The organism is Pseudomonas poae (genome assembly GCA_028869255.1).
GTDB lineage: Bacteria > Pseudomonadota > Gammaproteobacteria > Pseudomonadales > Pseudomonadaceae > Aquipseudomonas > Aquipseudomonas poae_C.
The window spans coordinates 4,364,983-4,391,137 of sequence record CP110972.1 but is presented as its reverse complement, the minus strand read 5'-3'; the positions used below and the strand labels follow the sequence as shown (position 1 = coordinate 4,391,137).

The 26,155-nt window shown below is 60.9% G+C and carries 23 protein-coding genes; 10 read left to right on the top strand and 13 right to left on the bottom strand.

The window, feature by feature from the left end; genetic code table 11:
• Position 1: 1 nt before the first annotated feature.
• A complete protein-coding gene (locus LRS56_19950) occupies positions 2-2,980 on the bottom strand; it encodes a membrane-targeted effector domain-containing toxin (GenBank protein ID WDU61106.1) in 2,979 nt (992 codons plus the stop codon).
• 135 nt (positions 2,981-3,115) lie between these two features.
• Positions 3,116-4,015 (bottom strand): LysR substrate-binding domain-containing protein, encoded by a 900-nt coding sequence (locus LRS56_19945; protein WDU61105.1) that lies wholly within the window; start codon positions 4,013-4,015, stop codon positions 3,116-3,118.
• Between the two features lie 109 nt (positions 4,016-4,124).
• On the opposite strand from LRS56_19945, the gene LRS56_19940 reads away from it, so the two are divergent.
• From LRS56_19940 to rpoS, 8 genes are all read left to right on the top strand, one after another.
• The gene (locus LRS56_19940) at positions 4,125-5,237 is read left to right on the top strand and encodes an S-(hydroxymethyl)glutathione dehydrogenase/class III alcohol dehydrogenase (GenBank protein WDU61104.1); all 1,113 of its coding nucleotides are present in this window, start codon (positions 4,125-4,127) and stop codon (positions 5,235-5,237) included.
• 84 nt (positions 5,238-5,321) lie between these two features.
• Positions 5,322-6,173, top strand: a complete 852-nt coding sequence (gene fghA, locus LRS56_19935; protein ID WDU65783.1) for an S-formylglutathione hydrolase — start codon at positions 5,322-5,324, stop codon at positions 6,171-6,173.
• Positions 6,174-6,228: 55 nt separating this feature from the next.
• Entirely contained in the window at positions 6,229-6,702 is a 474-nt protein-coding gene (ispF, locus tag LRS56_19930) for a 2-C-methyl-D-erythritol 2,4-cyclodiphosphate synthase (protein WDU61103.1), read from the top strand.
• Positions 6,699-7,757 carry a tRNA pseudouridine(13) synthase TruD gene (truD, locus tag LRS56_19925; GenBank protein ID WDU61102.1) on the top strand — a complete coding sequence of 353 codons (1,059 nt, stop codon included), beginning with the start codon at positions 6,699-6,701 and terminating at the stop codon, positions 7,755-7,757. The genes ispF and truD overlap by 4 nt, the downstream gene beginning before the upstream one ends.
• Positions 7,745-8,494, top strand: coding sequence for a 5'/3'-nucleotidase SurE (surE, locus tag LRS56_19920; GenBank protein WDU61101.1), 750 nt, complete (start codon positions 7,745-7,747; stop codon positions 8,492-8,494). The genes truD and surE overlap by 13 nt, the downstream gene beginning before the upstream one ends.
• 41 nt (positions 8,495-8,535) lie before the next feature.
• Entirely contained in the window at positions 8,536-9,171 is a 636-nt protein-coding gene (locus tag LRS56_19915) for a protein-L-isoaspartate(D-aspartate) O-methyltransferase (protein ID WDU65782.1), read from the top strand.
• 208 nt (positions 9,172-9,379) lie between these two features.
• Complete coding sequence (locus LRS56_19910) at positions 9,380-10,216, top strand: peptidoglycan DD-metalloendopeptidase family protein (protein ID WDU61100.1); 837 nt, start codon at positions 9,380-9,382, stop codon at positions 10,214-10,216.
• 106 nt (positions 10,217-10,322) lie between these two features.
• Complete coding sequence (gene rpoS / locus LRS56_19905) at positions 10,323-11,327, top strand: RNA polymerase sigma factor RpoS (protein WDU61099.1); 1,005 nt, start codon at positions 10,323-10,325, stop codon at positions 11,325-11,327.
• A gap of 219 nt (positions 11,328-11,546) precedes the next feature.
• Here the strand turns inward: rpoS and LRS56_19900 are convergent, their stop codons facing one another.
• A complete protein-coding gene (locus LRS56_19900) occupies positions 11,547-11,756 on the bottom strand; it encodes a cold-shock protein (GenBank protein WDU61098.1) in 210 nt (69 codons plus the stop codon).
• 401 nt (positions 11,757-12,157) lie between these two features.
• On the opposite strand from LRS56_19900, the gene dcd reads away from it, so the two are divergent.
• Both dcd and LRS56_19890 read left to right on the top strand, forming a co-directional pair.
• Positions 12,158-12,724 (top strand): dCTP deaminase, encoded by a 567-nt coding sequence (gene dcd / locus LRS56_19895; GenBank protein WDU61097.1) that lies wholly within the window; start codon positions 12,158-12,160, stop codon positions 12,722-12,724.
• Between the two features lie 107 nt (positions 12,725-12,831).
• A complete protein-coding gene (locus LRS56_19890) occupies positions 12,832-13,029 on the top strand; it encodes a hypothetical protein (protein ID WDU61096.1) in 198 nt (65 codons plus the stop codon).
• Positions 13,030-13,044: 15 nt separating this feature from the next.
• On the opposite strand, the gene pdeM is transcribed toward LRS56_19890, so the two are convergent.
• The 10 genes from pdeM to LRS56_19840 all read right to left on the bottom strand — a co-directional run bounded on the left by pdeM (position 13,045) and on the right by LRS56_19840 (position 26,001).
• Complete coding sequence (gene pdeM, locus LRS56_19885) at positions 13,045-13,695, bottom strand: ligase-associated DNA damage response endonuclease PdeM (protein WDU61095.1); 651 nt, start codon at positions 13,693-13,695, stop codon at positions 13,045-13,047.
• A complete protein-coding gene (locus tag LRS56_19880; protein WDU61094.1) occupies positions 13,695-16,175 on the bottom strand; it encodes a ligase-associated DNA damage response DEXH box helicase in 2,481 nt (826 codons plus the stop codon). The genes pdeM and LRS56_19880 overlap by 1 nt, the downstream gene beginning before the upstream one ends.
• A 57-nt stretch (positions 16,176-16,232) precedes the next feature.
• Positions 16,233-16,997 (bottom strand): ATP-binding cassette domain-containing protein, encoded by a 765-nt coding sequence (locus tag LRS56_19875; protein WDU61093.1) that lies wholly within the window; start codon positions 16,995-16,997, stop codon positions 16,233-16,235.
• A 14-nt stretch (positions 16,998-17,011) separates the two neighbouring features.
• The gene (locus LRS56_19870) at positions 17,012-18,130 is read right to left on the bottom strand and encodes a M14 family metallopeptidase (protein WDU61092.1); all 1,119 of its coding nucleotides are present in this window, start codon (positions 18,128-18,130) and stop codon (positions 17,012-17,014) included.
• Positions 18,131-18,139: 9 nt separating this feature from the next.
• On the bottom strand, positions 18,140-18,850 hold the full coding sequence (locus LRS56_19865; protein WDU61091.1) for an ABC transporter permease: 711 nt from the start codon (positions 18,848-18,850) through the stop codon (positions 18,140-18,142).
• Positions 18,847-19,575 (bottom strand): ABC transporter permease, encoded by a 729-nt coding sequence (locus LRS56_19860; GenBank protein ID WDU61090.1) that lies wholly within the window; start codon positions 19,573-19,575, stop codon positions 18,847-18,849. The genes LRS56_19865 and LRS56_19860 overlap by 4 nt, the downstream gene beginning before the upstream one ends.
• A 57-nt stretch (positions 19,576-19,632) precedes the next feature.
• Entirely contained in the window at positions 19,633-20,412 is a 780-nt protein-coding gene (locus LRS56_19855) for a transporter substrate-binding domain-containing protein (protein WDU61089.1), read from the bottom strand.
• A 309-nt stretch (positions 20,413-20,721) separates the two neighbouring features.
• A complete protein-coding gene (locus LRS56_19850; GenBank protein WDU61088.1) occupies positions 20,722-22,356 on the bottom strand; it encodes an ATP-dependent DNA ligase in 1,635 nt (544 codons plus the stop codon).
• Entirely contained in the window at positions 22,353-23,357 is a 1,005-nt protein-coding gene (locus tag LRS56_19845; protein ID WDU61087.1) for a ligase-associated DNA damage response exonuclease, read from the bottom strand. Before LRS56_19845 ends, LRS56_19850 begins: the two co-directional genes overlap by 4 nt.
• A 202-nt stretch (positions 23,358-23,559) precedes the next feature.
• On the bottom strand, positions 23,560-26,001 hold the full coding sequence (locus LRS56_19840; protein ID WDU61086.1) for a penicillin acylase family protein: 2,442 nt from the start codon (positions 25,999-26,001) through the stop codon (positions 23,560-23,562).
• Between the last annotated feature and the right edge of the window lie 154 nt (positions 26,002-26,155).

Genomic DNA, 26,155 nt, shown 5'->3' with positions numbered 1-26,155 from the left:
TTCAGTCGGTTACCTGCTCCACCCCGGGCCGGGTTTTCAAAGTGTCCACCAGGGCTTGCAGGGTATTGAAAGGTTTCTGATCAATCGACCAACCGGGCGCGTTGATGGAAAACCGTGTGTCGGCTTGATTGACCGTAATGCTTTGGATATTGCCCCGGCGCGATCGGTAGAGAATTTTCGCCGGCGTTGTAGCCGTGGCGGCCGACAGTAAAAACTGTCCGGGTTTACTCAGCTGTGACTCAGGCGTTTTCTGCAACACCAGGCTATGTGACGGGCCAGGTATTGCTTGCGCGGGCCTTTGCAGTGAGGTGGTATCAACCCGTAATACAAAGTCGGCCTTGACCGTCGCGTTACCTTTGCCAATTCCCATGCTTGAGGTTCGACCTGGGTCGGCCTCGATTCCCAGCCGTTGCCCGGCGCGTGCATCCTCTATTCGCAGGCCGATACTGCCGGTCAGCTCGGCCAGGCCGGGGACGCCCCGGTAATTGTTGGTGTGGCTGTCGCCCACCAGCGCGACCCATTTTCCCGGGTGGCGCTTGGTGGTCTGGATCCACTGGATCACCTCGGTCGCGTAGAAATTCATCATTCGCTGACGCAGCGTGCCATTGGCGTCGGTCATGTCCCTGATCATGTAGCTGGCGGTGCAGTCGATGGGTTGGATCTTGATCCCGGCCTCCCTGGCTTTGATCAGGATATTCAGAAACGAGTAATGGCTGTCGCTGCGGGGCGGATAAATGCCCCTCAGGTAGCTTCGCAATTCATTCGACATGGCTGCTGTCCTGGAGCGATAGAACAGCTTGATCAGCGGCGTGTGAACGTCCGTCAACAGATGCTCGAAATAGATCCGCTTGACCCCTTCGCGCGCCAGCGCCTGCATGTTGTCCATCAAAAAAGCCTTGCTCGACAGCGCCTCATGGCTTTCGCCCAGTACCAGGCCATCGCTGGCACTCAACAGTTTGTGGATGATGCTGGTTTGGGAATCGTCGAGGCTGAAGGTCGGCAACACCGGTCGTACCGGGGGCAGCGTGCGGTTGTTAAAAAAGGTTGTCGAGTCTTGGGCCAACTTGTTTCTTTTCTCAAAGAACAGGCTGCGAGCATTTCTGAGCGGCTGCTGCTCGCTTCCAAGCGGTTCGAAGTCTTCGGAAAACGAACTGCTGTCACTCATCATGCCTGCCACAGTTTCGCGTAGCGGGGTGGGCATTTCATAGGCGTTGAATAAGCTTGAATGGGCCGGGCCGCCAAAAAAACGGTAAATACGCTGCCAGCCGTTGCGAAACGCACCACCACCGTTCAGCCCCGCTATTCGCCATTTCAGGTCAGAACTCTGTATGGCGAAGAGTCCGGTAGCGTGGATTGTCAACGGGGTTGCCGGGTCGCTCATGAACAGTTCGAAAAAGCCGCTTTCGTCGGGGGTGAGGTAGGTAATAAACGATTCGCCGAGGATCCTCACCGTTTGCAAGCCGCTGGGTCTGGGCCTCGCATTCAGTATCCGGCCCGGCTCCTGCGCTGGCGTCGAACTGCTGGCGAGCAGACTGACCTTGATGTTGCCGCTCACTTGGCGGACAGCCTTGCCCAGTTGGCTGCGCAAGCTGTTGAGGGTGGCGGCGGCCTGGGTACCGATACCGTGGACGACCACGGGCATTGCATTCAGGGCACCGAAGATGATCCGTTCAGTGCCCATGGGCTTGTCTTTCAGTATGTCGTCGGTACCAATCGCCATCTCGGTGATGCCCTGAGTCAGGAAACAAAACTCGGCGAGCAGGGCTGATCGCATGGCAAGGGCGAGGGGAATTGCCAGCAGGCAGCCTTTTTCCAAGGCGTCGAGGGTGTTGGCCTTGTAGGTATCCAGTGGTGAAACAAGGGTGCGCGCCATCAGCTTGCTGATACGGGCCTTGACCTGTCGGGTTATATAGTCGAAAGGATTGCCGTTCAGCGCCGGGTACATGGCGTTGTTGATGTATTGCTCCGGGTCCCAGTAGGTGGCTGGCAGCAAGCTATTGAAAAAGCCTGACTTCGGGGCTGGGCCAGGAAAGGCCGTCATACCGACCAGGGCCTCCTCGACGCCGCTGTATATCAAGCCGGAGTCGACGGTTTCAGCTTCGAAGTGGTTGGTCAGCGCTTTACGTTGGTTTGCCGTTTTGGCCAGGCTCACCAGCCACGTACGCATGGCTGCCGGGTCAACAAAGCCGTGGAAGGGGGAAGAGTTGCCTGGAATGTAAAGCAGGGTGATCTGGCTCTGGTTGTCGGTGATGGTGAGAATGTCGGTGGCTTCGTTGGTATGGATGCGCAGCAGACGCATAGAAAGGTTTGTATCCGGAACATACGGGGCCTGCAGGTCTTGAAGGGACAAGTTGCTGAAGTCCTTGGTGTTGGCGACACCTGCCGCCCGCGCTGCCAGGCTGCGCTCCTCATCGGTCAGGGTGAATTCGTCGAATTGATTCAGATAGCCTTCGATAAAGGACATACGCATCAGGGTTTTGTAGTTCTCCTGGTGCTTGTCCCAGAACGCCGTGATTGCCTCGTTGTAAACCTGGTCGAAGTTGCTCGATTGCACGACATTGCGAAAGTTTTGCGGGGAGATGCCCAGTTGGGTGCTCGGCCCGTAAGCCTGCGGCTCGCTGCGCAGGTAAATCGCTTCATAGCGACGGGGCGCAATCCAGCCGGCGGCGATGAACTCTTCGTTGAACATTGCCGGAATCCGGTTATCCATCAGGCGTGGCAGCTCGGGGACAATATTGAAATACGGCGCGGTCATCGAGAACCCCGTGATGTTGACCAGGCCGCCTGGGGCCTCTGGGGCGTTGGCGATCATCGCTTCGGTCAACGTCATCGTCTGGATGATGGCGCCGGTAAAAGGCGCATCGGGATTGTCAGTGTTGTATTCGATAGTGGTCAGCAGGGTGTTGTCGGGGTCCAGCTCTTCGTTGCTGAACGGTTGGGCGTGCTTGCGAATCAACCGGGAAGCAATTTCGCCCGGCACCGGGAAGTCGGCCAGTACCTTGCGGATAAAGTGGTTGGTGCGTTGAATCTGTGGGGTATGTGGGCTCATCTGCTTGCCTTGGGGCAGTGGAAACTGCGTGTATTTGCAGGCAAACGGCCAAGGGCCGGGCGTTATCTATATGGTGGTGTAGACGACGTGCTGCGCCAGCCCCTCTTTGAGGAACTCCACCAGCTTGCGCACTTTTGGCGAGAGATGGCGCTGTTGCGGGTAGAGCGCCCACACGGCGGTGTTCGGCGGCTGGTGACCTTCCAGCAACGACACCAGGGTGCCGCTTTTCAAGTGCTCCAGCACGTAGTAGTCGGGTAGCTGGCACAGGCCGACGCCCTGAAGTGCCGCATCCAGCACGGCCTGCCCACTGTTGCAGCGCCAGTTTCCCTGTACTCGCTGGGAAAATTCCCGCCCGTCCTGTTCCAGTTGCCAGATATCCGAGCTGCCAATCAGGCAGTTGTGCCGGCTCAGCTCCGACAAGCTGTGTGGGCGGCCATACCGTGCAAGGTAGGAGGGCGACGCGCACAGGTACATGCGCCGTGGCGCCAGGCGAGTAGCAACCATGCGCGAGTCCGAGAGGCGCCCCAGACGAATGGCCAGGTCCAGGCCCTCATGCACCAGGTCCAGCTGGCGGTTGCTCAGTTCCACATCCACCCGCAATTGTGGGTACAACCCCATGAAGCGGGTCACCAGCGGCACGATAAATCGTTCGCCATACGCCACCGCGCAGGTCATGCGCAACATGCCCTTGGGCTCGCTGGCCAGGTCGCCCACGGCGCGCAGGGCTTCTTCGCGGCCGTCCTGCAGGCGCTGGCAGTGTTGTAAAAAGGTCTGCCCGGCCTCGGTCAGCGTGACGCGCCGGGTGCTGCGATACAGCAACCGCGTCTGCAAACGCTCTTCGAGCCGCGCCACCTGGCGGCTGATATGCGACGAGGAAACGCCTAAACGCTCCGCCGCTGCGGTGAATTGGCAGCATTCGGCCACGGCGACAAACTCGTCGATGCCTTCCCAGCGGTTCTCCTGCATGATAATTATCCCTGTACAGCAATAATGTTTTGCTTTTGGTTGGATTATTAATCAGTTGGCGTTGTTTTACACTGCCAGTCTCAGTTTTTTACTCCATGGAGAAACCCGGATGATCAAGTCTCGCGCTGCCGTAGCCTTCGAAGCCAAGAAGCCCCTTGAAATCGTCGAAGTGGATGTGGCCATGCCCAAGGCTGGCGAGGTGCTGCTGCGCGTGGTCGCGTCCGGCGTATGCCATACCGATGCCTACACCCTGTCGGGCGCCGACCCGGAAGGGATCTTCCCGTCGATCCTCGGCCATGAAGGCGGTGCGGTGGTTGAAGCCATCGGCGAAGGCGTAACGTCGGTAGCGGTCGGCGATCATGTGATCCCGCTGTACACCCCGGAATGCGGCAAGTGCAAGTTCTGCCTGTCGGGCAAGACCAACCTGTGCCAGGCCATCCGCTCCACCCAGGGCAAAGGCCTGATGCCCGACGGCACCACGCGTTTTTCCTACAAGGGCCAGCCGATTTTCCACTACATGGGTACTTCGACCTTCTCCGAGTACACCGTACTGCCGGAAATCTCGGTCGCCAAGATTCCTAAGGAAGCACCGCTGGAAAAAGTCTGCCTGCTCGGTTGTGGCGTCACCACTGGCATCGGTGCGGTGATCAATACCGCCAAGGTCAAGCCGGGCGACACCGTGGCCATCTTCGGCCTCGGCGGTATCGGCCTGTCGGCCATCATCGGTGCGGTCAAGGCCAAGGCCGGCCGCATCATCGCCATCGACATCAACCCGGCCAAGTTCGAAATCGCCAAGCAACTCGGCGCCACCGACTGCATCAACCCGAAAGACTACGATCGCCCGATCCAGGACGTGATCGTCGACTTGACCGACGGCGGCGTGGACTTTTCCTTCGAGTGCATCGGCAATGTGCAGCTGATGCGCGCCGCCCTTGAGTGCTGCCACAAAGGCTGGGGCGAGTCGGTGATCATCGGCGTGGCCGGTGCCGGCCAGGAAATCGCCACCCGTCCATTCCAGCTGGTGACCGGTCGCGTCTGGCGCGGTTCGGCATTCGGTGGCGTGCGCGGCCGCAGCGAACTGCCAAGCTACGTGGAAATGGCCCAGACCGGCGAAATCCCGCTGGACACCTTCATCACCCATACCATGGGCCTGGAAGACATCAACAAAGCGTTTGACCTGATGCATGAAGGCAAGAGCATTCGTACCGTCATTCATTTTTGAAGCAGCGGCGAGTTACGAGCTGCAAGCTGCAAGTGGGCGTACGCCTGACTTGTTGCTTGAGGCTTGCAACTTGTAGCTGGGAGCATTCCCATGACCCTGGAAAATATCTCGTGCCAAAAGAGTTTTGGCGGCTGGCACAAACGCTATAAACACAGCTCCCACGTGCTCGGTTGCGACATGACTTTCGCCGTCTACTTGCCGCCGCAAGCGGAGCAGGGCGGCAAGTTGCCGGTACTGTACTGGCTGTCCGGGCTGACCTGCACCGATGAGAATTTCATGCAGAAAGCCGGCGCCCAGCGCATGGCCGCCGAGCTGGGGTTGATCATCGTCGCGCCGGACACCAGCCCGCGTGGCCCCGGCGTGCCGGGCGACCCGGACAACGCCTGGGATTTTGGCCTGGGCGCCGGCTTCTACCTGAATGCCATTCAGGAACCGTGGGCCAAGCACTATCGGATGCACGACTACGTGGTGCAGGAATTGCCGGCTTTGGTTGAAGCGCATTTCCCGGCTTCGGATAAACGCGGCATCAGTGGCCACTCCATGGGCGGCCACGGTGCGCTGGTGTGTGCCTTGCGCAACCCCGGGCGTTACCTGTCGGTGTCGGCGTTTTCGCCGATCAACAACCCGATGGATTGCCCGTGGGGTCAGAAAGCCTTCTCCCGTTACCTGGGTGAAGAACGTTCGAAATGGCGCGAGTGGGACGCCTGCGTGCTGATCAGCGAAGCCTCGCAAAAGCTGCCGTTGCTGGTGGACCAGGGCGACCGCGACGACTTCCTGGCCGTTCAACTCAAGCCCGAAGCCCTGATGCAAGCGGCCAAGGCGGCTAACCACCCGCTGGAACTGCGCCTGCAGCCGGGCTACGACCACAGCTACTTCTTTATCGCCAGCTTCATCGAAGACCATTTGCGACACCATGGTCGTGCTTTGCTCGGTTAATGTGAGGCAAAAGTAGGTAGAATCACGCCCTGAATTAAATCGGGGCGTTTTTTTTATGCGTATTGGCCACGGCTACGATGTGCACCGTTTCGCTGAAGGCGATTTCATCACCCTGGGCGGCGTGCGCATTGCGCACCACCATGGGTTGCTGGCTCATTCTGACGGCGACGTTGTGCTGCACGCCTTGAGCGATGCCTTGCTCGGTGCGGCGGCATTGGGGGACATCGGCAAGCACTTTCCGGACACCGATCCCACCTTCAAGGGCGCGGACAGTCGTGTATTGCTGCGCCACGTGGTCGGCCTGATCCACGCCAAGGGCTGGAAGGTCGGTAACGTCGACAACACCATCGTGGCCCAGGCGCCGAAAATGGCACCGCATATCGAATCAATGCGTGCGCTGATTGCCGCAGACCTGCAAATTGAATTGGATCAAGTGAACGTGAAAGCCACTACCACCGAAAAGCTCGGGTTTACCGGTCGTGAAGAGGGCATTGCGGTGCACTCCGTCGCCTTGTTGCTGCGCGCATGAATGACCTGCAACTACTGGGCCCGCGGGCCTATGGCGAGGCGTTGGGCAGCGCAGTCCTGAAGGCCACCGCTGAAGACTTCCAGGTTGATGAAGTGCTGGACATCCCGCTGAGCGGCGAGGGTGAGCACCTGTGGTTGTGGGTGGAGAAGCGCGGCCTGAATACCGAAGAAGCGGCCCGCCGCATCGCCAAGGCGGCTGGCGTGCCTTTGCGCACCGTCAGCTATGCCGGGCTCAAGGACCGCCAGGCGTTGACCCGCCAATGGTTCAGCGTGCAGCTGCCGGGCAAGGCCGACCCGGACCTGAGTGGCGCGGAAAACGACACGCTCAAGATCCTCAAGACCGGCCGTCACAAACGCAAGTTGCAACGGGGTGCACACTCGGCGAATGGCTTCACCTTGCGCCTGACCCAGCTGGCAGGTGATACCGCCGCTATCGACGCGCGGTTGCAACTGATTGCACAACACGGCATTCCGAATTACTTCGGCGCCCAGCGTTTCGGCCACAACGGTGGCAACCTCACCGATGCCCGCGAATGGGCTGCACGCAAGGCTTTGCCGGAACAGCGCAATGTGCGTTCGCGGCTGCTGTCCACTGCGCGCAGCTACCTGTTCAACAAAGTGTTGGCGGCGCGTGTGGCTGATGGTTCCTGGCAGCGCGCCCAGGTCGGCGACCTGCTGGCCTTTACCGACAGCCGCAGTTTTTTCCCCGCCGGGGAGGCGGAGTGCAGCGACCCGCGCCTGGCGATTCTGGACCTGCACCCCACCGGGCCGCAGTGGGGCGAGGGCGACTCACCCGCCGCAGGTGCAACCCACGCGCTTGAGCAAACGATTGCCGCCGGTGAAGCCGAGCTGCGCGATTGGCTGGTGAATGCCGGAATGAGCCAGGAACGTCGCATTCTGCGACTGCCCATTGGCGGGTTGACGTGGCATTATCCTTCGCTGGACATTCTGCAATTGGAATTCGTCCTGCCGGCCGGATGCTTCGCCACTGTCTTGGTGCGCGAGCTTGTTTATCTGGTGCCGGTGGGGCAGACGGACAACCCATGCGTATTCTGATATCAAACGATGACGGTGCCACCGCACCCGGTCTTGCCGCGCTCTATGCTGCGCTGGAAGATTACGCCGAGTGCGTGGTGGTTGCCCCCGACCAGGACAAGAGCGGCGCCAGCAGTTCGCTGACGCTCGACCGTCCCCTGCACCCGCAGGTCCTGGCCAATGGCTTTATCAGCGTGAACGGCACCCCCACCGACTGCGTGCACCTGGCTATCAACAGCTTGTTGGAGCAGGAGCCGGACCTGGTGGTGTCCGGCATCAACCTCGGCGCAAACCTGGGGGATGACGTGTTGTATTCCGGCACCGTGGCGGCGGCCCTTGAAGGGCGCTTCCTGGGGCGTACCTCATTCGCTTTCTCCTTTGCTTCACGCCAGTTGGATAACCTGGCCACTGCCGCTTATTTCGCACGCAAACTGGTGGAGGCCCATGGTGATCTGGACCTGCCACCGCGCACGGTGCTCAACGTCAATATTCCCAATTTGCCCCTCGACCATATTCGCGGCATTCAGCTCACGCGCCTGGGCCATCGCGCTCGTGCTGCGGCGCCGTTGAAGATCGTCGACCCGCGTGGCAAGGAAGGTTATTGGATTGCTGCAGCGGGCGACGCGGAAGACGGCGGCCCGGGGACGGACTTTCACGCGGTGATGCAAGGTTATGTTTCGATTACCCCGTTGCAACTTGATCGCACCTTCAGTGATGCCTTCAGTAGTCTTGATGGATGGCTGGAGGGCCTGCGCTGATGGCTCGTGAACAAGACGACCTGCTGCGCCGCGGTATCGGGATGACCTCCCAGCGTACTCGCGAGCGTTTGATTCAGCGCCTGTACGAAGAGGGCTTGTCCAACGCCCAGGTGCTGGAAGTGATCCGGCGCACGCCTCGGCATCTGTTTGTCGATGAAGCCCTGGCCCACCGTGCCTATGAAGACACGGCGCTGCCCATCGGCCATAACCAGACCATCTCCCAGCCCTACATGGTGGCGCGCATGAGCGAGCTGCTGCTGGCGGCGGGGCCGTTGGACAAGGTACTGGAGATCGGCACCGGCTCGGGCTACCAGACCGCCGTGCTGGCGCAACTGGTGGAGCGGGTGTTTTCGGTGGAGCGCATCAAGGTGCTGCAAGACCGCGCCAAGGAACGCCTGGTGGAGTTGAACCTGCGCAACGTGGTGTTCCGCTGGGGTGATGGCTGGGAAGGCTGGCCGGCGCTGGCGCCCTACAACGGCATCATCGTTACCGCCGTGGCCACCGATGTCCCGCAAGCGTTGCTCGACCAACTGGCGCCCGGTGGCCGTCTGGTGATCCCGGTGGGTTCCGGCGAAGTGCAACAATTGATGCTCATTATCCGCGAGGACGAAGGCTTTTCCCGGCATGTGCTGGGGGCTGTCCGCTTTGTGCCGTTGCTGAACGGCCCGCTGGCCTGATCATTTGTTCACGGGCACTGAATTCTGCTGGTGGGGATGTGTCTTACGGCGGGGTCTATCGAGTCAACAGAGTTGGCGCCAGCATTCAACACGATGAATATTTCGTTTCAGTCGTGTGCCGGTAAAAATTCAATGCCCAGTTATACTTGCGTCATATTTCAAGCCTGATACAGGCGTTCATGTTCAGCCACCACAAAGGGAGCGGCGGGTGAGTCTCACAGGTCTTGCGCAGCGTATGAGTAAAACAAGCTTTCAGCGACTGGTGCTTGGCCTTGTCTTGAGTTCCCTGCTGGCGGCGTGCTCCAGTTCGCCAAGCAGTGGCGCGCGGGTGGTTGATCGCAATAATGCGGCGCCGCAAAAGCCGACGGTCACCACCGGGCAATATGTGGTGCGCAAGGGCGACACGATGTTCTCGATCGCCTTCCGTTATGGTTGGGACTACAAGGCGCTCGCAGCTCGTAACAATATTCCTGTGCCCTACACGATCCATCCGGGTCAGACCATTCGCTTCGACGGGCGCACCGGTTCAACACCTACGACAGTTGTGACAAACACCGGATCTTCGCCGTCGTCTTCGAGCAAAACCACCCTCATCACCCGGCCTGCAGGCACCGCTGCGCCTACTGTTGCCAGCAAGCCGGCAGCCGCGCCGTTGCCGCCTGCAGGGCCTGCGCCGACCGGTTGGGGGTGGCCTTCAAACGGCGTATTAATTGGAAAATTCTCTTCAAACGGTAGTTTGAATAAAGGCATTGATATCGCCGGGGATTTGGGACAGCCTGTTTTAGCTGCGTCTGATGGGACAGTGGTGTACGCCGGGAGTGGTTTACGGGGCTACGGCGAGCTGGTCATCATCAAACACAGCGATACCTACGTCAGTGCTTACGGTCACAACCGCAGGCTGTTGGTTCGGGAGGGGCAGCAAGTCAAGGTCGGACAGACAATTGCCGAAATGGGATCAACTGGCACAGACCGGGTGAAACTGCACTTTGAGATTCGCCGCCAAGGGAAGCCTGTAGATCCGCTGCAATTCCTACCCCGTCGTTGATGTGTTGCACAGCCTGTTCCCTCACGTAGAAGGAACAGGCTCCAGCGTTGCCAAGGATAAAGGCGTCGCTTGAGCTTGAGGTCGAACTCACCAAAGGACTATAACAATGGCTCTCAGTAAAGAAGCGCCGGAGTTTGACATCGACGATGAGGTTCTCCTTATGGAGACCGGTATCGCTACGGAATCGATGTCGAATGAGGGACCTGCTGTACCTTCAGTTCGCACCAAATCCAAGAACTCCACCGCGTTAAAGCAACACAAATACATTGATTACACACGGGCGCTCGATGCGACCCAGCTGTACCTCAATGAAATCGGCTTTTCCCCTCTGCTTACCCCCGAAGAAGAAGTCCATTTTGCGCGCTTGTCGCAAAAGGGTGATCCGGCTGGGCGCAAGCGCATGATTGAAAGTAACCTGCGCCTGGTGGTGAAAATCGCCCGACGCTACGTCAATCGTGGGCTATCGCTGCTGGACCTGATCGAGGAGGGCAACCTGGGCTTGATCCGGGCGGTGGAGAAGTTCGACCCTGAGCGGGGCTTCCGCTTTTCAACCTATGCCACCTGGTGGATCCGCCAGACCATCGAACGGGCGATCATGAATCAGACCCGCACGATCCGGTTGCCGATCCATGTGGTCAAGGAGCTCAACGTCTACCTGCGGGCAGCGCGTGAGCTGACACAAAAACTCGATCATGAACCTTCGCCCGAAGAAATCGCCAACCTGCTGGAAAAACCGGTAGGGGAGGTCAAGCGCATGCTTGGCCTGAACGAGCGGGTGTCTTCGGTTGACGTCTCGCTGGGTCCGGATTCGGATAAAACCCTGCTGGACACCCTGACGGATGATCGCCCGACAGATCCTTGCGAGCTGTTGCAGGACGATGATCTTTCCCAAAGTATTGACCAGTGGCTGTCTGAGCTCACGGACAAGCAGCGTGAGGTGGTGATTCGCCGCTTTGGTCTGCGCGGCCATGAGAGCAGTACCCTGGAGGACGTAGGCCTGGAGATCGGCCTGACCCGCGAACGGGTGCGGCAGATTCAGGTGGAGGGCCTCAAACGCTTGCGTGAGATCCTGGAGAAGAACGGCTTGTCGAGTGAGTCGTTGTTTCAGTAACAGCGGCTCACGAAATGTAGTCGCTGGCATGTGGGAGCGGGCTTGCTCGCGAATACGGTATTTCAGTCGGTATGTAGGGTGACTGATCCACTGCATTCGCGAGCAAGCCCGCTCCCACATTTTTTTTGCACCCGGCTTTTTATCCAGGTATCCCCAAACCACAGGCATAAAAAAACCCCGCTTTTAAGGGCGGGGTTTTTTCGACTAAGTCAGTACAAGTTAGATAACTTGAACTTCTTCAGCTTGCATGCCTTTCTGACCGCGGGTAGCGATGAAAGAAACCTGTTGGCCTTCTTTCAGGCTTTTGAAGCCGTCGGATTGGATAGCTTTGAAGTGAACGAACAGGTCGTCACCGGATTGTGGAGTGATGAAGCCGAAGCCTTTTTCATCGTTGAACCACTTAACGGTACCAGTTTGGCGATTAGACATGGTGTATCTCCTTGGACAAAGTTAACTGCGACTCAGGAAAAGCCCTGGCCGAGACTGAGTGCAAAGAGCAGGAAAAATTCTTGGAGATGGTTGGATCGAAATTCAACATATCGTGTAGAGATTCTCAGTGACACAAGCAGCACAGTGGCGCCACCTTAACCCTTTTTCCGGAACGTGCCAATGGTATTTCCGAAGGTTTCTCTATTTTCGTGACTGGCGGTGGTATTTACAGTCACTGGCGGCAGCGACGCGGGTCCCGGCCACGCTGGCTGTGGCTTATAGCGGCAGGTGCATTCGCCAGGGCATTCATCAACAAAAGCCCTACGCCCTTTGAACCCCAACGCCGGCCCCGGTAAGATGCTCCACAGAATTTTTCCACCTCGCTATTCAGGACACCCGCCATGAGCATCAAATCGGACAAGTGGATTCGCCGCATGGCGCAAGAGCACGGCATGATCGAACCATTCGTTGAGCGCCAGATTCGGGGTGAAGGCGACGAGCGTGTGATCTCCTACGGGGTTTCCAGCTACGGCTACGACGTGCGCTGCGCCGATGAGTTCAAGGTGTTCACCAATATCAATTCGGCCATCGTCGATCCGAAGAACTTCGACGAAAAAAGCTTCGTCGACGTTAAAAGCGACGTGTGCATCATCCCGCCGAACTCCTTCGCCCTGGCGCGCACCGTGGAGTTCTTCCGTATCCCCCGTGACGTGCTGACCATCTGCCTCGGTAAAAGCACCTACGCTCGCTGCGGCATTATCGTCAACGTGACGCCGCTTGAGCCGGAGTGGGAAGGCCACGTGACCCTGGAGTTCTCCAACACCACCACATTGCCGGCGAAAATCTACGCCAACGAAGGCGTGGCGCAGATGCTGTTCCTGCAGTCTGACGAGGCGTGTGAAGTGTCGTACAAAGACCGCGCAGGCAAGTATCAGGGCCAGCGCGGTGTCACCCTCCCACGCGCTTGATCGAAAGCTCCTACATGCCAAGGGAATTAGTCTGCGGAAAGTGACTCTATTGGGTGTACTGCCTCGGCGCGTGCAAAACGCGCCGGGCCACGCTTGAGGAGTACCTTATGAAGATCGACCCCCGAATCAGCGCCGAACTTGCCCGGCTTGAACCCAACCAGATTGGCGTTCTGGCCTGGTCCCTGATGGCCGACCCCGCCTATGCGGGCGGCATCCCCGGCCAACCCGAGCCGGATTACCCCCAGCCTACCGAACCCGGTGAGCCGACCCTTCCGGACGAGCCGCCACCGGCGCCTGTCGCCTGATACCTGGCAGGCCGGTCAACCCACTGGCCACACCGTGTGATCGCCGATCACAAAGAGTCGGCGGTCATTGTCCTGTTCCACCGCATAACCTCCCGTGAACGCCCCGAACGCCGGTAGCAGGCTGACCCGCGTACCGATCTGGAAGCACGGCAGGCGCAAACGCTGCCGGCCTTTGCCGCGCAAGTGATACACCGGGTGCACATGCCCTGCCAGCACATGGTGGCTGGGATGGGCGTGCGGTTCGTGTTGCAGCGCAAACGGGCCCAGCAGCAGAGGCTCCGGCACCACCTCAATGTTCAAGTCCTCAGGTGGGTCGCCGGCGCGCTTGTCGTGATTGCCACGAATCAAGGTCATGCCAATATTCGAATACCGCTCACGCCAGCCCCGCAACGCGCTCAGCGTGCCACTGGCGTGTGAGCCGGGGCCGTGCAGGAAGTCGCCCAAAAAGATCACGCGCTCGCACGGCAGCGCCGTTAGCAATCGCTCCAGCCGCGCAAGGTTCTCGGTGGTGGTGCCCTGCGGCACCGGCTGCCCCAGACTGCGATACGCCGAAGCCTTGCCGAAATGCGCATCGGCGATCAGCAAACACTGGCGTGCTGGCCAGTAAACGGCCTTGTCCGCCAGCAACAATAGCTCTTCGCCCTCAAGCGTCAGTGTGCAATGCATCAGCGCTTCCCGTTATCCGCGACTTTTTCCAGATCCTTGACCATCCGCGCAATGCGCTCCGAGAGTTTTTCCGAACTCATGCTTTCGCGCATGCGTTCCACCAGCAAGGGGAACGCCAAGGGTGTCGGCCGTTCAATCCTGTGCAAGTCGAGTTTCAGCGCCGACAGATGGCGCAATGTCTCCTCCAGCCGGCGAATATCCAACTCATCGCGCAGGACTTCTTCCCCGGCCTGGGTCAGCAATAGGTTCTGCGGGTCATATTGCTTGAACACTTCGAAGAACAACCCGCTGGATGCCTGCACCTGGCGCGTACTTTTCGGCGCGCCGGGGTAACCGGCAAATACCAGCCCGGCGATCCGTGCAATCTCGCGAAAGCGCCGCAGGGCCAGTTCCCCGGCATTCAGGCTGGCTATCACGTCCGGCAACAGGTTCTCCGGGCTCAGCAGCGCCTCATTCAGCAACAAGGGCCAATCCACCTCGGTGGCGCTGAGCAATTCCAACCCGTAGTCGTTGACGGCAATCGAGAAGGTTACCGGCTGACGCTGGCTGACCCGCCACGCCAGCAGGCTCGCGAGCCCCAGGTGCACCTGGCGCCCGGCAAACGGGTAGAGGAACAGGTGCCACCCCTCCTGCGACTTCAGGACTTCGGCCAACAAGCTCCCGCGTGTCGGCAACCCCGACCAGCGCAACTGCGTGTGCAGCAGGGGCTGCACCGCCTGCATTTCCGGGCCGTCGTAATGGCCGTGCGCCGCCGCATCAAAACGCTCGACCACGGCTTGCGCCAGCTCATTGGAGAGCGGCATGCGCCCGCCATTCCAGCGCGGCACGGCGGCTTTTTTGGCGCTGCTGCGGCGTACATAAGCGGTCATGTTTTCTACCCGCACCAACTCCAGCAGCCGCCCGGCGAACAAAAAGCCGTCACCGGGCTTGAGCCGCGCAATAAAGCCTTCCTCCACACTGCCGAGGTTCTTGCCGCCACCGCCCTTGCTCCAGAATTTGAGCTGGATACTCGCGTCACTGACGATGGTGCCCACGCTCATGCGGTGGCGGCGCGCCAAGCGCGCATCGGGGACGCGCCAGATGCCGTGCTCGTCCGGCTCCACGCGGCGGTAATCCGGGTAGGCGGTCAACGACAGGCCGCCATGCCGCACAAACCCCAGAACCCACGACCAGTCGGCCTCGCTGAGGTCGCGATAGGCCCAGGCGCCGCGCACTTCGGCCAGCAATGCATCCGGGGTAAAGCCGCCGCCCAGGGCCATGCTCACCAGGTGTTGTACGAGCACATCCAAAGGCTTGTGGGGCGATTCCCGTGCTTCGATGCGCCGCTGGGCAATCGCATCCTGTGCAGCGGCAGCCTCCACCAGTTCCAGGCTATGGGTCGGCACCAGCGTCACCCGTGATGGCCGCCCCGGCGCATGCCCCGAACGCCCGGCGCGTTGCATCAGGCGCGCCACGCCCTTGGCCGAGCCGATCTGCAACACCCGCTCCACCGGCAAAAAATCCACCCCCAGGTCCAGGCTGGAGGTGCATACCACCGCCTTGAGCTGGCCGTCTTTCAAGGCCCGCTCCACCCAATCGCGGGTTTCCCGGGACAGTGAGCCGTGGTGCAGCGCAATCAGCCCGGCCCAGTCCGGACGCGCCTCGAGCAACGCCTGGTACCAGATTTCCGATTGTGCCCGCGTATTGGTGAACACCAGGCAACTGCTGCTGCTTGCCACCTCGGCCACCACTTGGGGCAGCATCTTCAAACCGATATGCCCGGCCCAGGGAAAACGCTCGGCGACAGGCGGCAGCAAGGTATCGACCTTCAGCTGTTTGGCGGTTTGCCCCTGCACATTGATCCCGCCACCTTGTGGGACCAAGACCTCCAAGGCGTGAGACTGATTGCCCAAGGTTGCCGAAATCCCCCACACCATCAGTTCGGGATGCCAACGCCGCAGCCGCGCCAGCGCCAGTTGCAACTGCACGCCGCGCTTATTGCCGATCAGTTCATGCCACTCATCTACCACCACCATGCGCAGGTGCGCCAGGCTCACTTCGCTGTCGGCGCGTGCGAGCATCAGGGTCAGGCTTTCGGGGGTGGTGACCAGTGCGGTGGGCTGGCGGCGGGTCTGGCGGGCGCGCTCGCTGCTGCTGGTGTCGCCAGTTCGCAAACCGACATTCCAGGGAATCTGCAACGCCTCAAGCGGCGCTTCAAGGGCGCGTGCGGTGTCGGCGGCCAAGGCACGCATGGGCGTGATCCACAGCACCGTCAGCGGCTCAGGTGGGGCCTTGCGTTTGCCGGTGGCGGGCGGTCGGGTGAGGGCGAAGCGATTGAGCGCGGCAAACCACAGGGCATAGGTTTTACCCGCGCCGGTGCTGGCATGCAGCAGGCCCGATTGGCCGTTGCGCACGGCGGCCCACACGTCTTTCTGGAAGGCAAACGGCTTCCAGCCCTTGGCGGCAAACCACTGTTTGGCGAAATCGAGGGGTTTTGCCATGCGGCTGGGAACACTCTGGAGGGCCTATTCCACAGACCCTCCAGGTGCTGCAAAGGTTTACTTCAAATTGCCACTCAAGAACTGCTGCAGTCGCTCGCTCTTCGGGTTGCCCAGCACATCTTCCGGCGTGCCTTGCTCTTCCACCAGGCCCTTGTGCAGGAACAGCACCTGGCTCGACACTTTGCGCGCAAAGCTCATCTCGTGGGTCACCATGATCATGGTGCGGCCTTCCTCGGCCAGGCCCTGGATCACTTTCAACACTTCGCCTACCAGTTCCGGGTCGAGGGCCGAGGTGGGCTCATCGAACAGCATCACCTCCGGCTCCATCGCCAGGGCGCGGGCGATGGCTACCCGCTGCTGCTGGCCGCCGGACAGGAACGCCGGGTATTGATCGGCCACCCGCGCCGGCAGCCCGACTTTGTCCAGGTAGCGACGGGCGCGGTCTTCGGCGTCCTTCTTGCTGCAACCCAGCACCCGGCGCGGGGCCATGGTGATGTTTTCCAGCACGCTCATGTGGCTCCATAGGTTGAAATGCTGGAACACCATCGCCAGCCGGGTGCGCAGGCGCTGCAGCTCGGCGTCGTCGGCCACGCGCATGCCGTGGCGGTCGCTGACCATGCGGATCTGCTGGCCGTCGAGGGTCATGGCGCCGTCGTTGGGGGTTTCCAGGAAGTTGATGCAGCGCAAAAAGGTGCTCTTGCCCGAGCCGCTGGCGCCGATCAGGCTGATCACGTCACCGGTCTTGGCTTTGAGCGAGACACCTTTGAGCACCTCATTGTCGCCATAGCTTTTATGCAGGCCTTCAACGGTCAATTTGTACATGGGGGCGTGCATCCTCAAGGCGAAAGTAGGTAGCCGCTGCGGTAGGCTTCGGTGCCTGCGACATGGCCGATGACCATCCCCGCAGTGGCCATGCGGCGCAGCGAACGGGCGTAAAGCAGGCCGGCCTGGCGGCAGTGCACGGGCGTTACGCGGTCGGTAATGGGGTCGATGATTTCGGCGATCAGTTGCCCGGCTTCCAGGTATTCACCCGGCAGGGCGCTGAACACCAGCAGGCCGCCGACCGGCGTGGCCACCGGTTCCACGCCCGCCAGCGGGGTGGCCGGGTAGGGCAGGTCGGGCAGCGGCGCTACTTCGCCGGCTATTGCGCCGAAGTGGATCAAGTAATCGATAATCGCCTGGCAGTCGAGGCTGGCCAGGCCGTGGTTGACGTCGCCCTGCCCACGCAGTTCGACGGTCACCGAAAAGCTGCCCATGGGGATCGGAAAGCGCCCGCCGAAGCGTTGCTGCAATTGCCACCACACCAGCGTGAAACACTCATCGAACGACTGCCCGCCGGAGTCGGTGGCCAGCAGGTTGGCCTCCGAGCCGATATAGCGCGCCAGCGGCTCCACCTGCGGCCACGCTTCTGGTGTGGTGTACAGGTGCGCCACGGCTTCAAAGTCGCAATGCAGGTCCAGCACCATGTCGGCATCGCAGGCCAGGCGTTGCAGCACCAGGCGCTGGGATTGCAACTGGGTGTCGGCGGTGTGTAGCGCCAGGGCGGTGATCAGCGCGGCGCGGATCAGTTCGACGTTGTGCTGCGGGTCATCGCCAAGCAGGTCTTCGACCCGGTTGCCGACGGTTTCACTGAGGTCGACAAACAGGCGATTGAAGTTCTGCCCGCTTTCCAGTTCGTAGCGGCCCAGCGGGATATCCATCAACACCTGTTCCAGCCCCACCGGGTTAGCGATGGGCACCAGCACGATCTCGCTCAACAACCGCCCGGCCGCCGCCAGCTCGGCGAGGCGCACCTTGAGGTGCCAGGCCACCAGCATGCCCGGCAGCTCATCGGCATGCAGCGACGACTGGATATAAATCTTGCCTTGGGCCTGCTGCGGGCCGAAGTGAAAGCTGTGAATCTGCCGCGCCGTACCTGGCACAGGCGCGATCAGTGGATGAACCTGATGACGCATGAAAGCTCCTTAATGGCTCGGGCCGAGGAAGGCCAGCCAGCGGCGTTCCGCCAGACGAAACAGCCCGACCAGGGCAAAGGTCACGGTCAGGTAGATCAGCGCAGCGATGCCGAATGATTGAAAGGTCATAAAGGTCGCCGAGTTGGCGTCCCGGGCGACTTTGAGGATGTCTGGAATCGTCGCGGTAAACGCCACCGTGGTCGAATGCAGCATCAAAATCACTTCATTACTGTAGTAGGGCAGCGAGCGGCGCAGCGCTGACGGCATGATCACATAGGCATACAGCTTCCAGCCGCTGAGGCCGTAAGCTTTGGCCGCTTCGACTTCGCCATGGGCCATGCTACGGATCGAGCCTGCGAAAATTTCCGTGGTGTAGGCGCAGGTGTTGAGGGCGAAGGCCAGGATCGTGCAGTTCATCGCATCGCGAAAGAACGCATCCAGCAGCGGTTGTTCGCGTACGGCGGCGATGCTGTAGATGCCGGTGTAGCAGATCAGCAGTTGTATATAGAGCGGCGTGCCACGAAACAGGTAGGTGTAGAACTGCACCGGCCAACGCACCAGGCGGTTGCGCGACACCCGGGCGATGGACAGCGGGATCGACACCAGAAAACCAATCACCAGGGAGGCGCTGAGCAGCCACAGGGTCATGGCCAGGCCGGTGATGTGCTGGCCGTCGCTATAAAGGAAGGGCCGCCAGTATTCCTGCAAGAGTTCGATCATCGCACTGCCTCCCGGGAGCCTGCGGAGTAGCGGCGTTCAAGACGGCGCAAGACAAAGTTGGACGCGCTGGTGATCAACAGGTAGATCAACGCGGCGAGCACCAGGAAATAGAACAGTTGGTAGGTGCTCTTGCCGGCATCCTGGGCGGCCTTGACCAGGTCCGCCAGGCCGATGATCGACACCAGCGCGGTGGCCTTGAGCATCACCATCCAGTTGTTGCCGATACCCGGCAGGGCAAAGCGCATCATTTGCGGGAAGGTCACGTAGCGAAACCGTTGGCCACGCTTGAGCCCATAGGCCGTGGCGGCTTCGAGCTGGCCACGGGGCACGGCGAGGATCGCGCCGCGAAACGTCTCGGTGAAATACGCACCGTAGATAAAGCCCAGGGTGATCACCCCGGCGCTGAATGGGTCGATCTCGATGTATTCCCATTCCATGAAGTCGGTAAGGCCGGTGAGCCAGGTTTGCAGGCTGTAGAAAATCAGCAGCATCAGCACCAGGTCGGGTACCCCACGAATCAGCGTGGTGTAGAGCTGGGCGGGGATGCGCAGGAAGGGCAGGCTGGAGAGTTTGGCACTGGCACCGAGCAGGCCCAGCAACACACTGACGGCCAGGGACAGCACCGACAACTTGATGGTCATCCAGGTGCCTTGCAGCAGCAACGGGCCGAAACCCTTCAAGCTGAGCGCGCTCAGCCCGAGGGTTTGCAACAATTCTTCGAACATAAATCAGGACCTATGGCGATGAAAAAGCGCCCCTCCAGAGAAGGGGCGCCCCAGGCATTACTTGCCGCTGTACAGGTTCAGATCGCCAAAGTGTTTCTTCTGGATGGTGGCGTAGGTGCCATCATCGTGTAACGCTTTGATACCTTTATCCAAAAGGGCCTTCAGCTCAGTGTTACCTTTTTTGATACCGACCGCGGTTTTCGACGGCAGCAATGGGTCGTCGATGGCGGCGCTGACTTCGTAACCGGCACCGGCCGGCGACTTCAGGAAGCCCAGTTCGGCTTGCAGCATGTCTTGCACGGAGGCATCCAGACGGCCGGAAGTCAGGTCGGCATACACCTGGTCCTGGTTGGCGTAGGCCTTGGTGGTCACACCGGCTTTATCCAGCACGGCCTTGGCATAGGCCTCCTGGATGGTGCCTTGCTCGTAGCCCACGGTTTTACCCTTGAGGGACTCAGGGGTGGAGAACCCGGCGCCTTTCTTGAACACCAGCGACGTCGGGCCGGAGAACAGCTCGTTGGAGAAGTCGATGGCCTTCATGCGGGCGTCGGTCACGGTCATGGAGGAAATCACGCCGTCGAACTTGTTGGCTTTCAGGCCCGGAATCATGCCGTCGAAGTCGCTTTCGACCCACTTGCATTTCACTTTCAGCTCGGCGCAGATCGCATTGCCCAGGTCGATATCGAACCCTACCAGGCTGCCGTCGGCCGCTTTGGATTCAAACGGCGCGTAGGACGGATCGACACCAAAACGCAATTCCTTGTATTCCTTGGCCGTGGCTACACCGGCGGCCATGCACAGAGCCAGTGCAGAAAGGGTCAGCAATGCTTTTTTCATTATGTAATCCCTGGAAACCAAGATAAGCGCTTGTGGCGCGTTTAGGACTGTTACTGAACGGTGTCAGACGGATCACAAGTAGCAATTTCTGCACCATAGTTCCGAATGAGCGTTTTAAAAGGTGGGATAAGGGCGTTGTGAGTGTAGGAGATGCCCGAAAATGGGCATCGCAAAATGAGTGCACTATTTTGGATCTGGTGCAGATCAACATGTGGGAGCGGGCTTGCTCGCGAATGCGGTGGCTCAGTTGAAGAGGTATTGACTGGCCCTCCGCTATCGGGAGCACGCCCCCTCCCACAGGGCTTTATCTCAGGCCAGCAGATCCTGCAATGTGCCCAAGTTATCGGCCTCATCCACCGCCTTATCCTGCCGCCACCGCAACATCCGCGGAAACCGCACCGCAATCCCGCTTTTATGCCGCTTGGACAGGGCAATACCTTCAAACCCCAACTCAAACACCATGCTCGGCGTCACGCTGCTGACCGGGCCGAATTTCTCCACGGTGGTCTTGCGCACAATGGCGTCGACTTTGCGCATTTCCTCGTCGGTGAGCCCTGAATAGGCTTTGGCGAAGGGCACCAGCGTGCGTTCAGTGCCGGGCGGGCCGTCCCATACCGCAAAGGTGTAATCGCTGTACAAACTGGCGCGGCGACCATGCCCGCGCTGGGCGTAGATCAACACCGCGTCGACGCTGAACGGGTCGACTTTCCATTTCCACCATACGCCCATGTCCTTGGTGCGGCCCACGCCGTACAGGCCATCGCGAGCCTTGAGCATCATGCCTTCCACGCCAAGCTGGCGCGAAGCCTCGCGTTGCTGCGCCAGGTCTTGCCAGGTGGCGCCCGTCAGAAGCGGCGACGCCAGCAGTACCGGCTGGTTGCACTGGGTAACAACCTGTTCGAGCTGGGCGCGGCGCTCGCCCTGGGTGTGGTTGCGCCAGTCGTCGCCCTGGTATTCCAGCAGGTCATAGGCGAGGACGGCGACGGGTGCTTCCTCCAGCAGCTTTTTGCTCAGGGTCTTGCGGCCAATTCGCTGTTGCAGCAGGGCGAAGGGTTGCACCGCCTCCTTCCACACCACGATTTCGCCGTCGATTACCGTGCCATCGGGCAGGCCGCTGACCAGGCTATGGAGTTCGGGGAAACGTTCGGTTACCAGCTCTTCACCACGCGACCAGATCCACAGCCGGCCCTCGCGCTTGACCAATTGCGCACGGATGCCATCCCACTTCCACTCCACCAGCCAGTCGGTGGGGGTGCCGAGCAGGGCGTCGAATTGCTCCAGCGGCTGCGACAGCCCATGGGCGAGAAAAAACGGATAAGGCTGCCCGCCCCGTTGCGCATGTTCGTCGGATGATTCGGCGGCAATCAGCTTGAGGTAACCCTCAGCTGTAGGGCGATTGGACAGATCGGTGTAGCCCACCAGGCGCTGGGCCACGCGTTTGCTGTCCAGCTCGGCCATGGCGGCGAGGGCGCGGGTGACCAGGAGTTTGGACACGCCGACGCGAAAACTGCCGGTGATCAACTTGATGCACACCATCAGGCTCGGCTGATCCAGTTGTGCCCACAGCGCGGGCAGGCGGTCGGCCAACTCCAGGGGCGGTAGCCCACGCAGCGGCAGGAGTTTTTCTTCCAGCCACACCGCCAGACCGTCTTCCGAGGTGTAGGTAGATTCCGGAAGCAGCAGGGAAATGGTCTCCGCCAGGTCGCCCACCGACTGGTAACTCTCTTCGAACAGCCAGGGCTCGATGCCTGCGGCTTGCGTGGCCATGTCCCGCAGCAAACGGGTCGGCACCAACTGGCGGGGGCGCCCGCCGGACAGGAAATACACGGCCCATGCCGCATCTTCGGCCGGGGCTTGCCGGAAGTAGGTTTGCAGCGCCGCCAGCTTGGCGTTGCTGGAGGTGGTGGCGTCGAGGTCGGCGTACAACTCGGCAAAGGCTTTCATGCCGTGGCCTCCTCTTCATCGTCGCCGTATTCGGTGGTGAAGCCCTGGGCATCCAGGCCTTTTTCCCGCAGATGGCGCACCAATACACCGACCGAACCGTGGGTAACCATCACCCGTTCGGCGCCGGTTTGCTCGATGGCCCACAGCAGCCCGGGCCAGTCGGCGTGGTCCGAGAGCACAAACCCCCGGTCCACCCCGCGTCGCCGCCGCGTGCCGCGCAGGCGCATCCAACCGCTGGCGAAGGCATCGCTGTAGTCGCCGAAACGCTTTATCCAGCTGCTCCCTCCGGCGGAGGGCGGGGCGATGATCAGCGCCTGGCGCAGCAGCGGGTCGGTCTTTTTGAAGTCACCGGCATAGAGCGTTTCGGGGATATAGATACCCGCCTCGCGGTATACCCGGTTCAGCGGCTCGACCGCGCCGTGGCTAAGGATCGGTCCGATGCTGGCGTCGATGCCATGCAGGATGCGTTGGGCCTTGCCGAACGAATAACAGAACAACACGCTGGCTTTACCGGCGGCGATATTGGCCTGCCACCAGTCGTTGATCCCGGCAAAGATCTGCGCCTGGGGCTGCCAGCGGTAAATCGGCAGGCCAAAGGTGGATTCGGTGATAAAGGTGTGGCAACGCACCGGCTCGAAAGGTGCGCAAGTGCCATCGGGTTCCACTTTGTAGTCGCCGGAGGCCACCCAGACTTCGCCCTGGTATTCCAGGCGCACCTGGGCCGAGCCCAACACATGCCCGGCCGGGTGAAAACTCAGGGTCACGCCGTGGTGTACGAGTGGTTCGCCATAGGCCAGGGTTTGCAGGTTAATGTCCTGGCCCAGACGCGAGCGCAGGATACCTTCGCCGGGGGCGGCGGCCAGGTAGTGCTGGTTGCCGGTACGGGCGTGGTCGCCGTGGGCGTGGGTGATGACTGAACGTTCCACCGGGCGCCAGGGGTCGATGTAGAAATCTCCGGCGGGGCAGTAGAGGCCTTCGGGCCGGGCGATGACAAGGTCCATGGAGTGGCCGGGGAGGTGGGCTTGTTACTTATGAGGCAAGGCCGAGCGGAGAAGTTCTATCTGAATTCACGCGGTACAAATGTGGGAGCGGGCTTGCTCGCGAAAGCGGTCTGTCAGTCGACTGAATCATTGACTGCGCAACCTGATTCGCGAGCAAGCCCGCTCCCACATTTTTTATCCGGTTCCTCCAAAGAGGGCCGGGTTACTTGCCAGGAGTCAGGGTCAACCGAGCCTTGCCATACACCTTCTCAAAGTTCTGCGGCTGCATCGGGAAGCTCAGGTATTGCGCCTTGAGCGAGGGGTCGATGCCGTTGGCGTAGTTCGGGCTGGCCGGGTTGCCGGATTGGCCGATGCCGCCCTGGCCCATCATCGGTTCCACCTGGCCGAAATCGACGATCATGCGCAGTGCCGGTACCTGGGTGGTGTTGAAATCCTGGCCCCAGCTGTAGGGCGAAGGGTTCAAGGTGTTGTGGTCACCTCCGGTAGCCAACGGGCCGCGAATCACTTGGCCATTGCTGTTTTTCCAGGTGGTGCTGTGCAGCTTGCCCCACTGCCAGGCTTTGTGATCGGCGCCCAGTTGGCTGTCGCCAGCGGTGATCGCGGCGGCCAGGCTGCGGGCGAGGATCGCCGGTTTGTCTTCTTTTTGCGGGGTACGCACGTCGTCCCAGAACGGGCTGTCTTCGCGGCCCAGCAGGTGGTCGGCCTGGGCGGCGTAGGACAGGCTGGCGTTGCTGACAAACGCCTTCCAGCTGGCACTGTTTTCCGGGCCGAGCTCGTCGAGGAAGATCTGTTTGGTGCTTTCCTGCAGGAACAGCTCAAAGAGCGCGGCGTCGGCGGACGTCGACACCAGGCGACCGTCGAAGGCCAGCAGGCGGCCCAGGGCTTCGCGTGCCCTGGTTTGCTCGGCGGCCGGCAACGCGTCAATCGCCTGTTTCAGCGGCTGGGCCATGCCGGGCGCCTGGAACATGGTCTTGAGCTTGGCGGCGAAGGTGGTGGTCTGGTCGTACTGCATGGCGATCATGCTGCGGCTGTCGTGCTTGCCCGCGTTGGCCAATTGCGCCAGGCGTTCGCTGCGCTCCGGCGCATCCCAGGAGTTGGACAGCTGCATGCCGTAGCCACGCGGCGCGGTGCGCTGGTTGGCGGTGCCGATCCAGCCCTGGGCCGGGTCTTGATCGTAGGGGTGCAGCATCGCGTCGGCGTAACCGTCCCAGTCAAAGCGCGTGTCCCAGCCCGGCGAGGGCAGCAAGCCTTCGCCTTCGCGGCGGTTGGGGAAGCGGCCGGTGACCTGCCAACCGATGCTGCCGGCGTCGGCAAAGATCATGTTCAGGGCAATTGCGCGGATAGTGCGGGTGGCATCCGACGCCTTGCCGGCGTTTTGCGCACGGGACAGGTCGAAGAACGCATCCAGGCTCTTGTCGTCTTTAAAGTCGGCGGTTTGCAGGGCCAGGCCCAAGCCGCTGGTGAGCGCCTGGCTGCTGTTGAGCAGGGCACCGTGGCGGGTTTCGTACACCACTTCGCGAATCGAGCGTTGGCCTTTGACAAAGAAGGTTTCGTTACGCACCAGCGCAGGTAGCCATTTTCCGTTGTTCTCGTAGTACAACGCGCTGCCTTGGCGTTTGACCTTCTCCAGGAACAGGTCCTGGGTGTCGCCTTTGACCGTGCTCATGCTCCACGCCACATTGCCGTTGAAGCCGGACAACAGGGTGGGCAAGCCCGCGATCGAAGCGCCGACCGCCTGGTATTTTGGAGCGCGAATCTGCACGTAGCTCCACGGCGAGGGGGCTTGCGGCTGGGCGGCGAGGTCGCCCGCCAGCAGGCTTTTGCCGCTGCGGCTGCGTTGCGGGCCGATGGCCCAGTTGCTTGACGTGGTGACGGCCAGCGCGTTGAGGCTGCTCAATTGCTGACTGACCGTGTCCAACCCGGCCAGGCCAGTGATCTGGCCCAGGTTCACGCCCTTGAGTTTCTCGGCCTCGGCCAGGGGGATCGGTTCATCCGGCGCGCTTGGCGTGAGCCAGGCGAGCTTGTCGACGCCGACCTTTTGCGCCAGCACCAGCGAGGCGAGTTCTTCCTGCAGGTTGGCCGACTCGCTGAAATTCAACAGGCAGAACAACAGCGCCGAATCTTCCGGCTTCCAGTATTCGGGCTTGTAGCCAGTCTGGGCCAGGTCCGGCGGCAGCTTGTCGCGGTAGCGGAACAGGTAGGCGTTGACGCCACGGGCATACACTTCAAAGAAGCGCTTGAGGCGTGGCGACGCGGCGCTATACAGCTCCCCGGCGCTTTTTTTCAGGTTGACTGCGCGCATCAAACGGTCGACATCCAGCACTTCAGGCCCGGACATTTCCGCCAGACGGCCCTGGGCCAGCAGGCGCAAGGTGACCATCTGGGTGATGCGGTCACTGGCGTGCACATAGCCGAGGGTGAACAGCGCGTCATGGAAGGTGTTGCTTTCGATCAGCGGCATGCCTTGGGCATTGCGGCGCACCGACACATTCTGCGCCAAGCCCTTGATCGGCTGTACGCCGACAACGGGCGGCAGGGTGTCCTGGGTGCTCTGGAGCTGGCAACCGGCCAGGCTTAATGCACTGGCCACTGCCGCGGCAACGCCGAACCGGGGAAGAAAATGTGAGAGGGCTGGCGAGGCCATGGCAAAGCTCCTGCGGGGGTAGCGTCAGTAAAGGCGCTACGTTAGTGAGCGCGGCGAAACGACGCAAGCGGGAGTTTGGTTTAAGCGTTAGATCTTGAGTCTTGCGCAAAACAATGTGGGAGCGGGCTTGCTCGCGAAGGCGGTATGTCAGTCA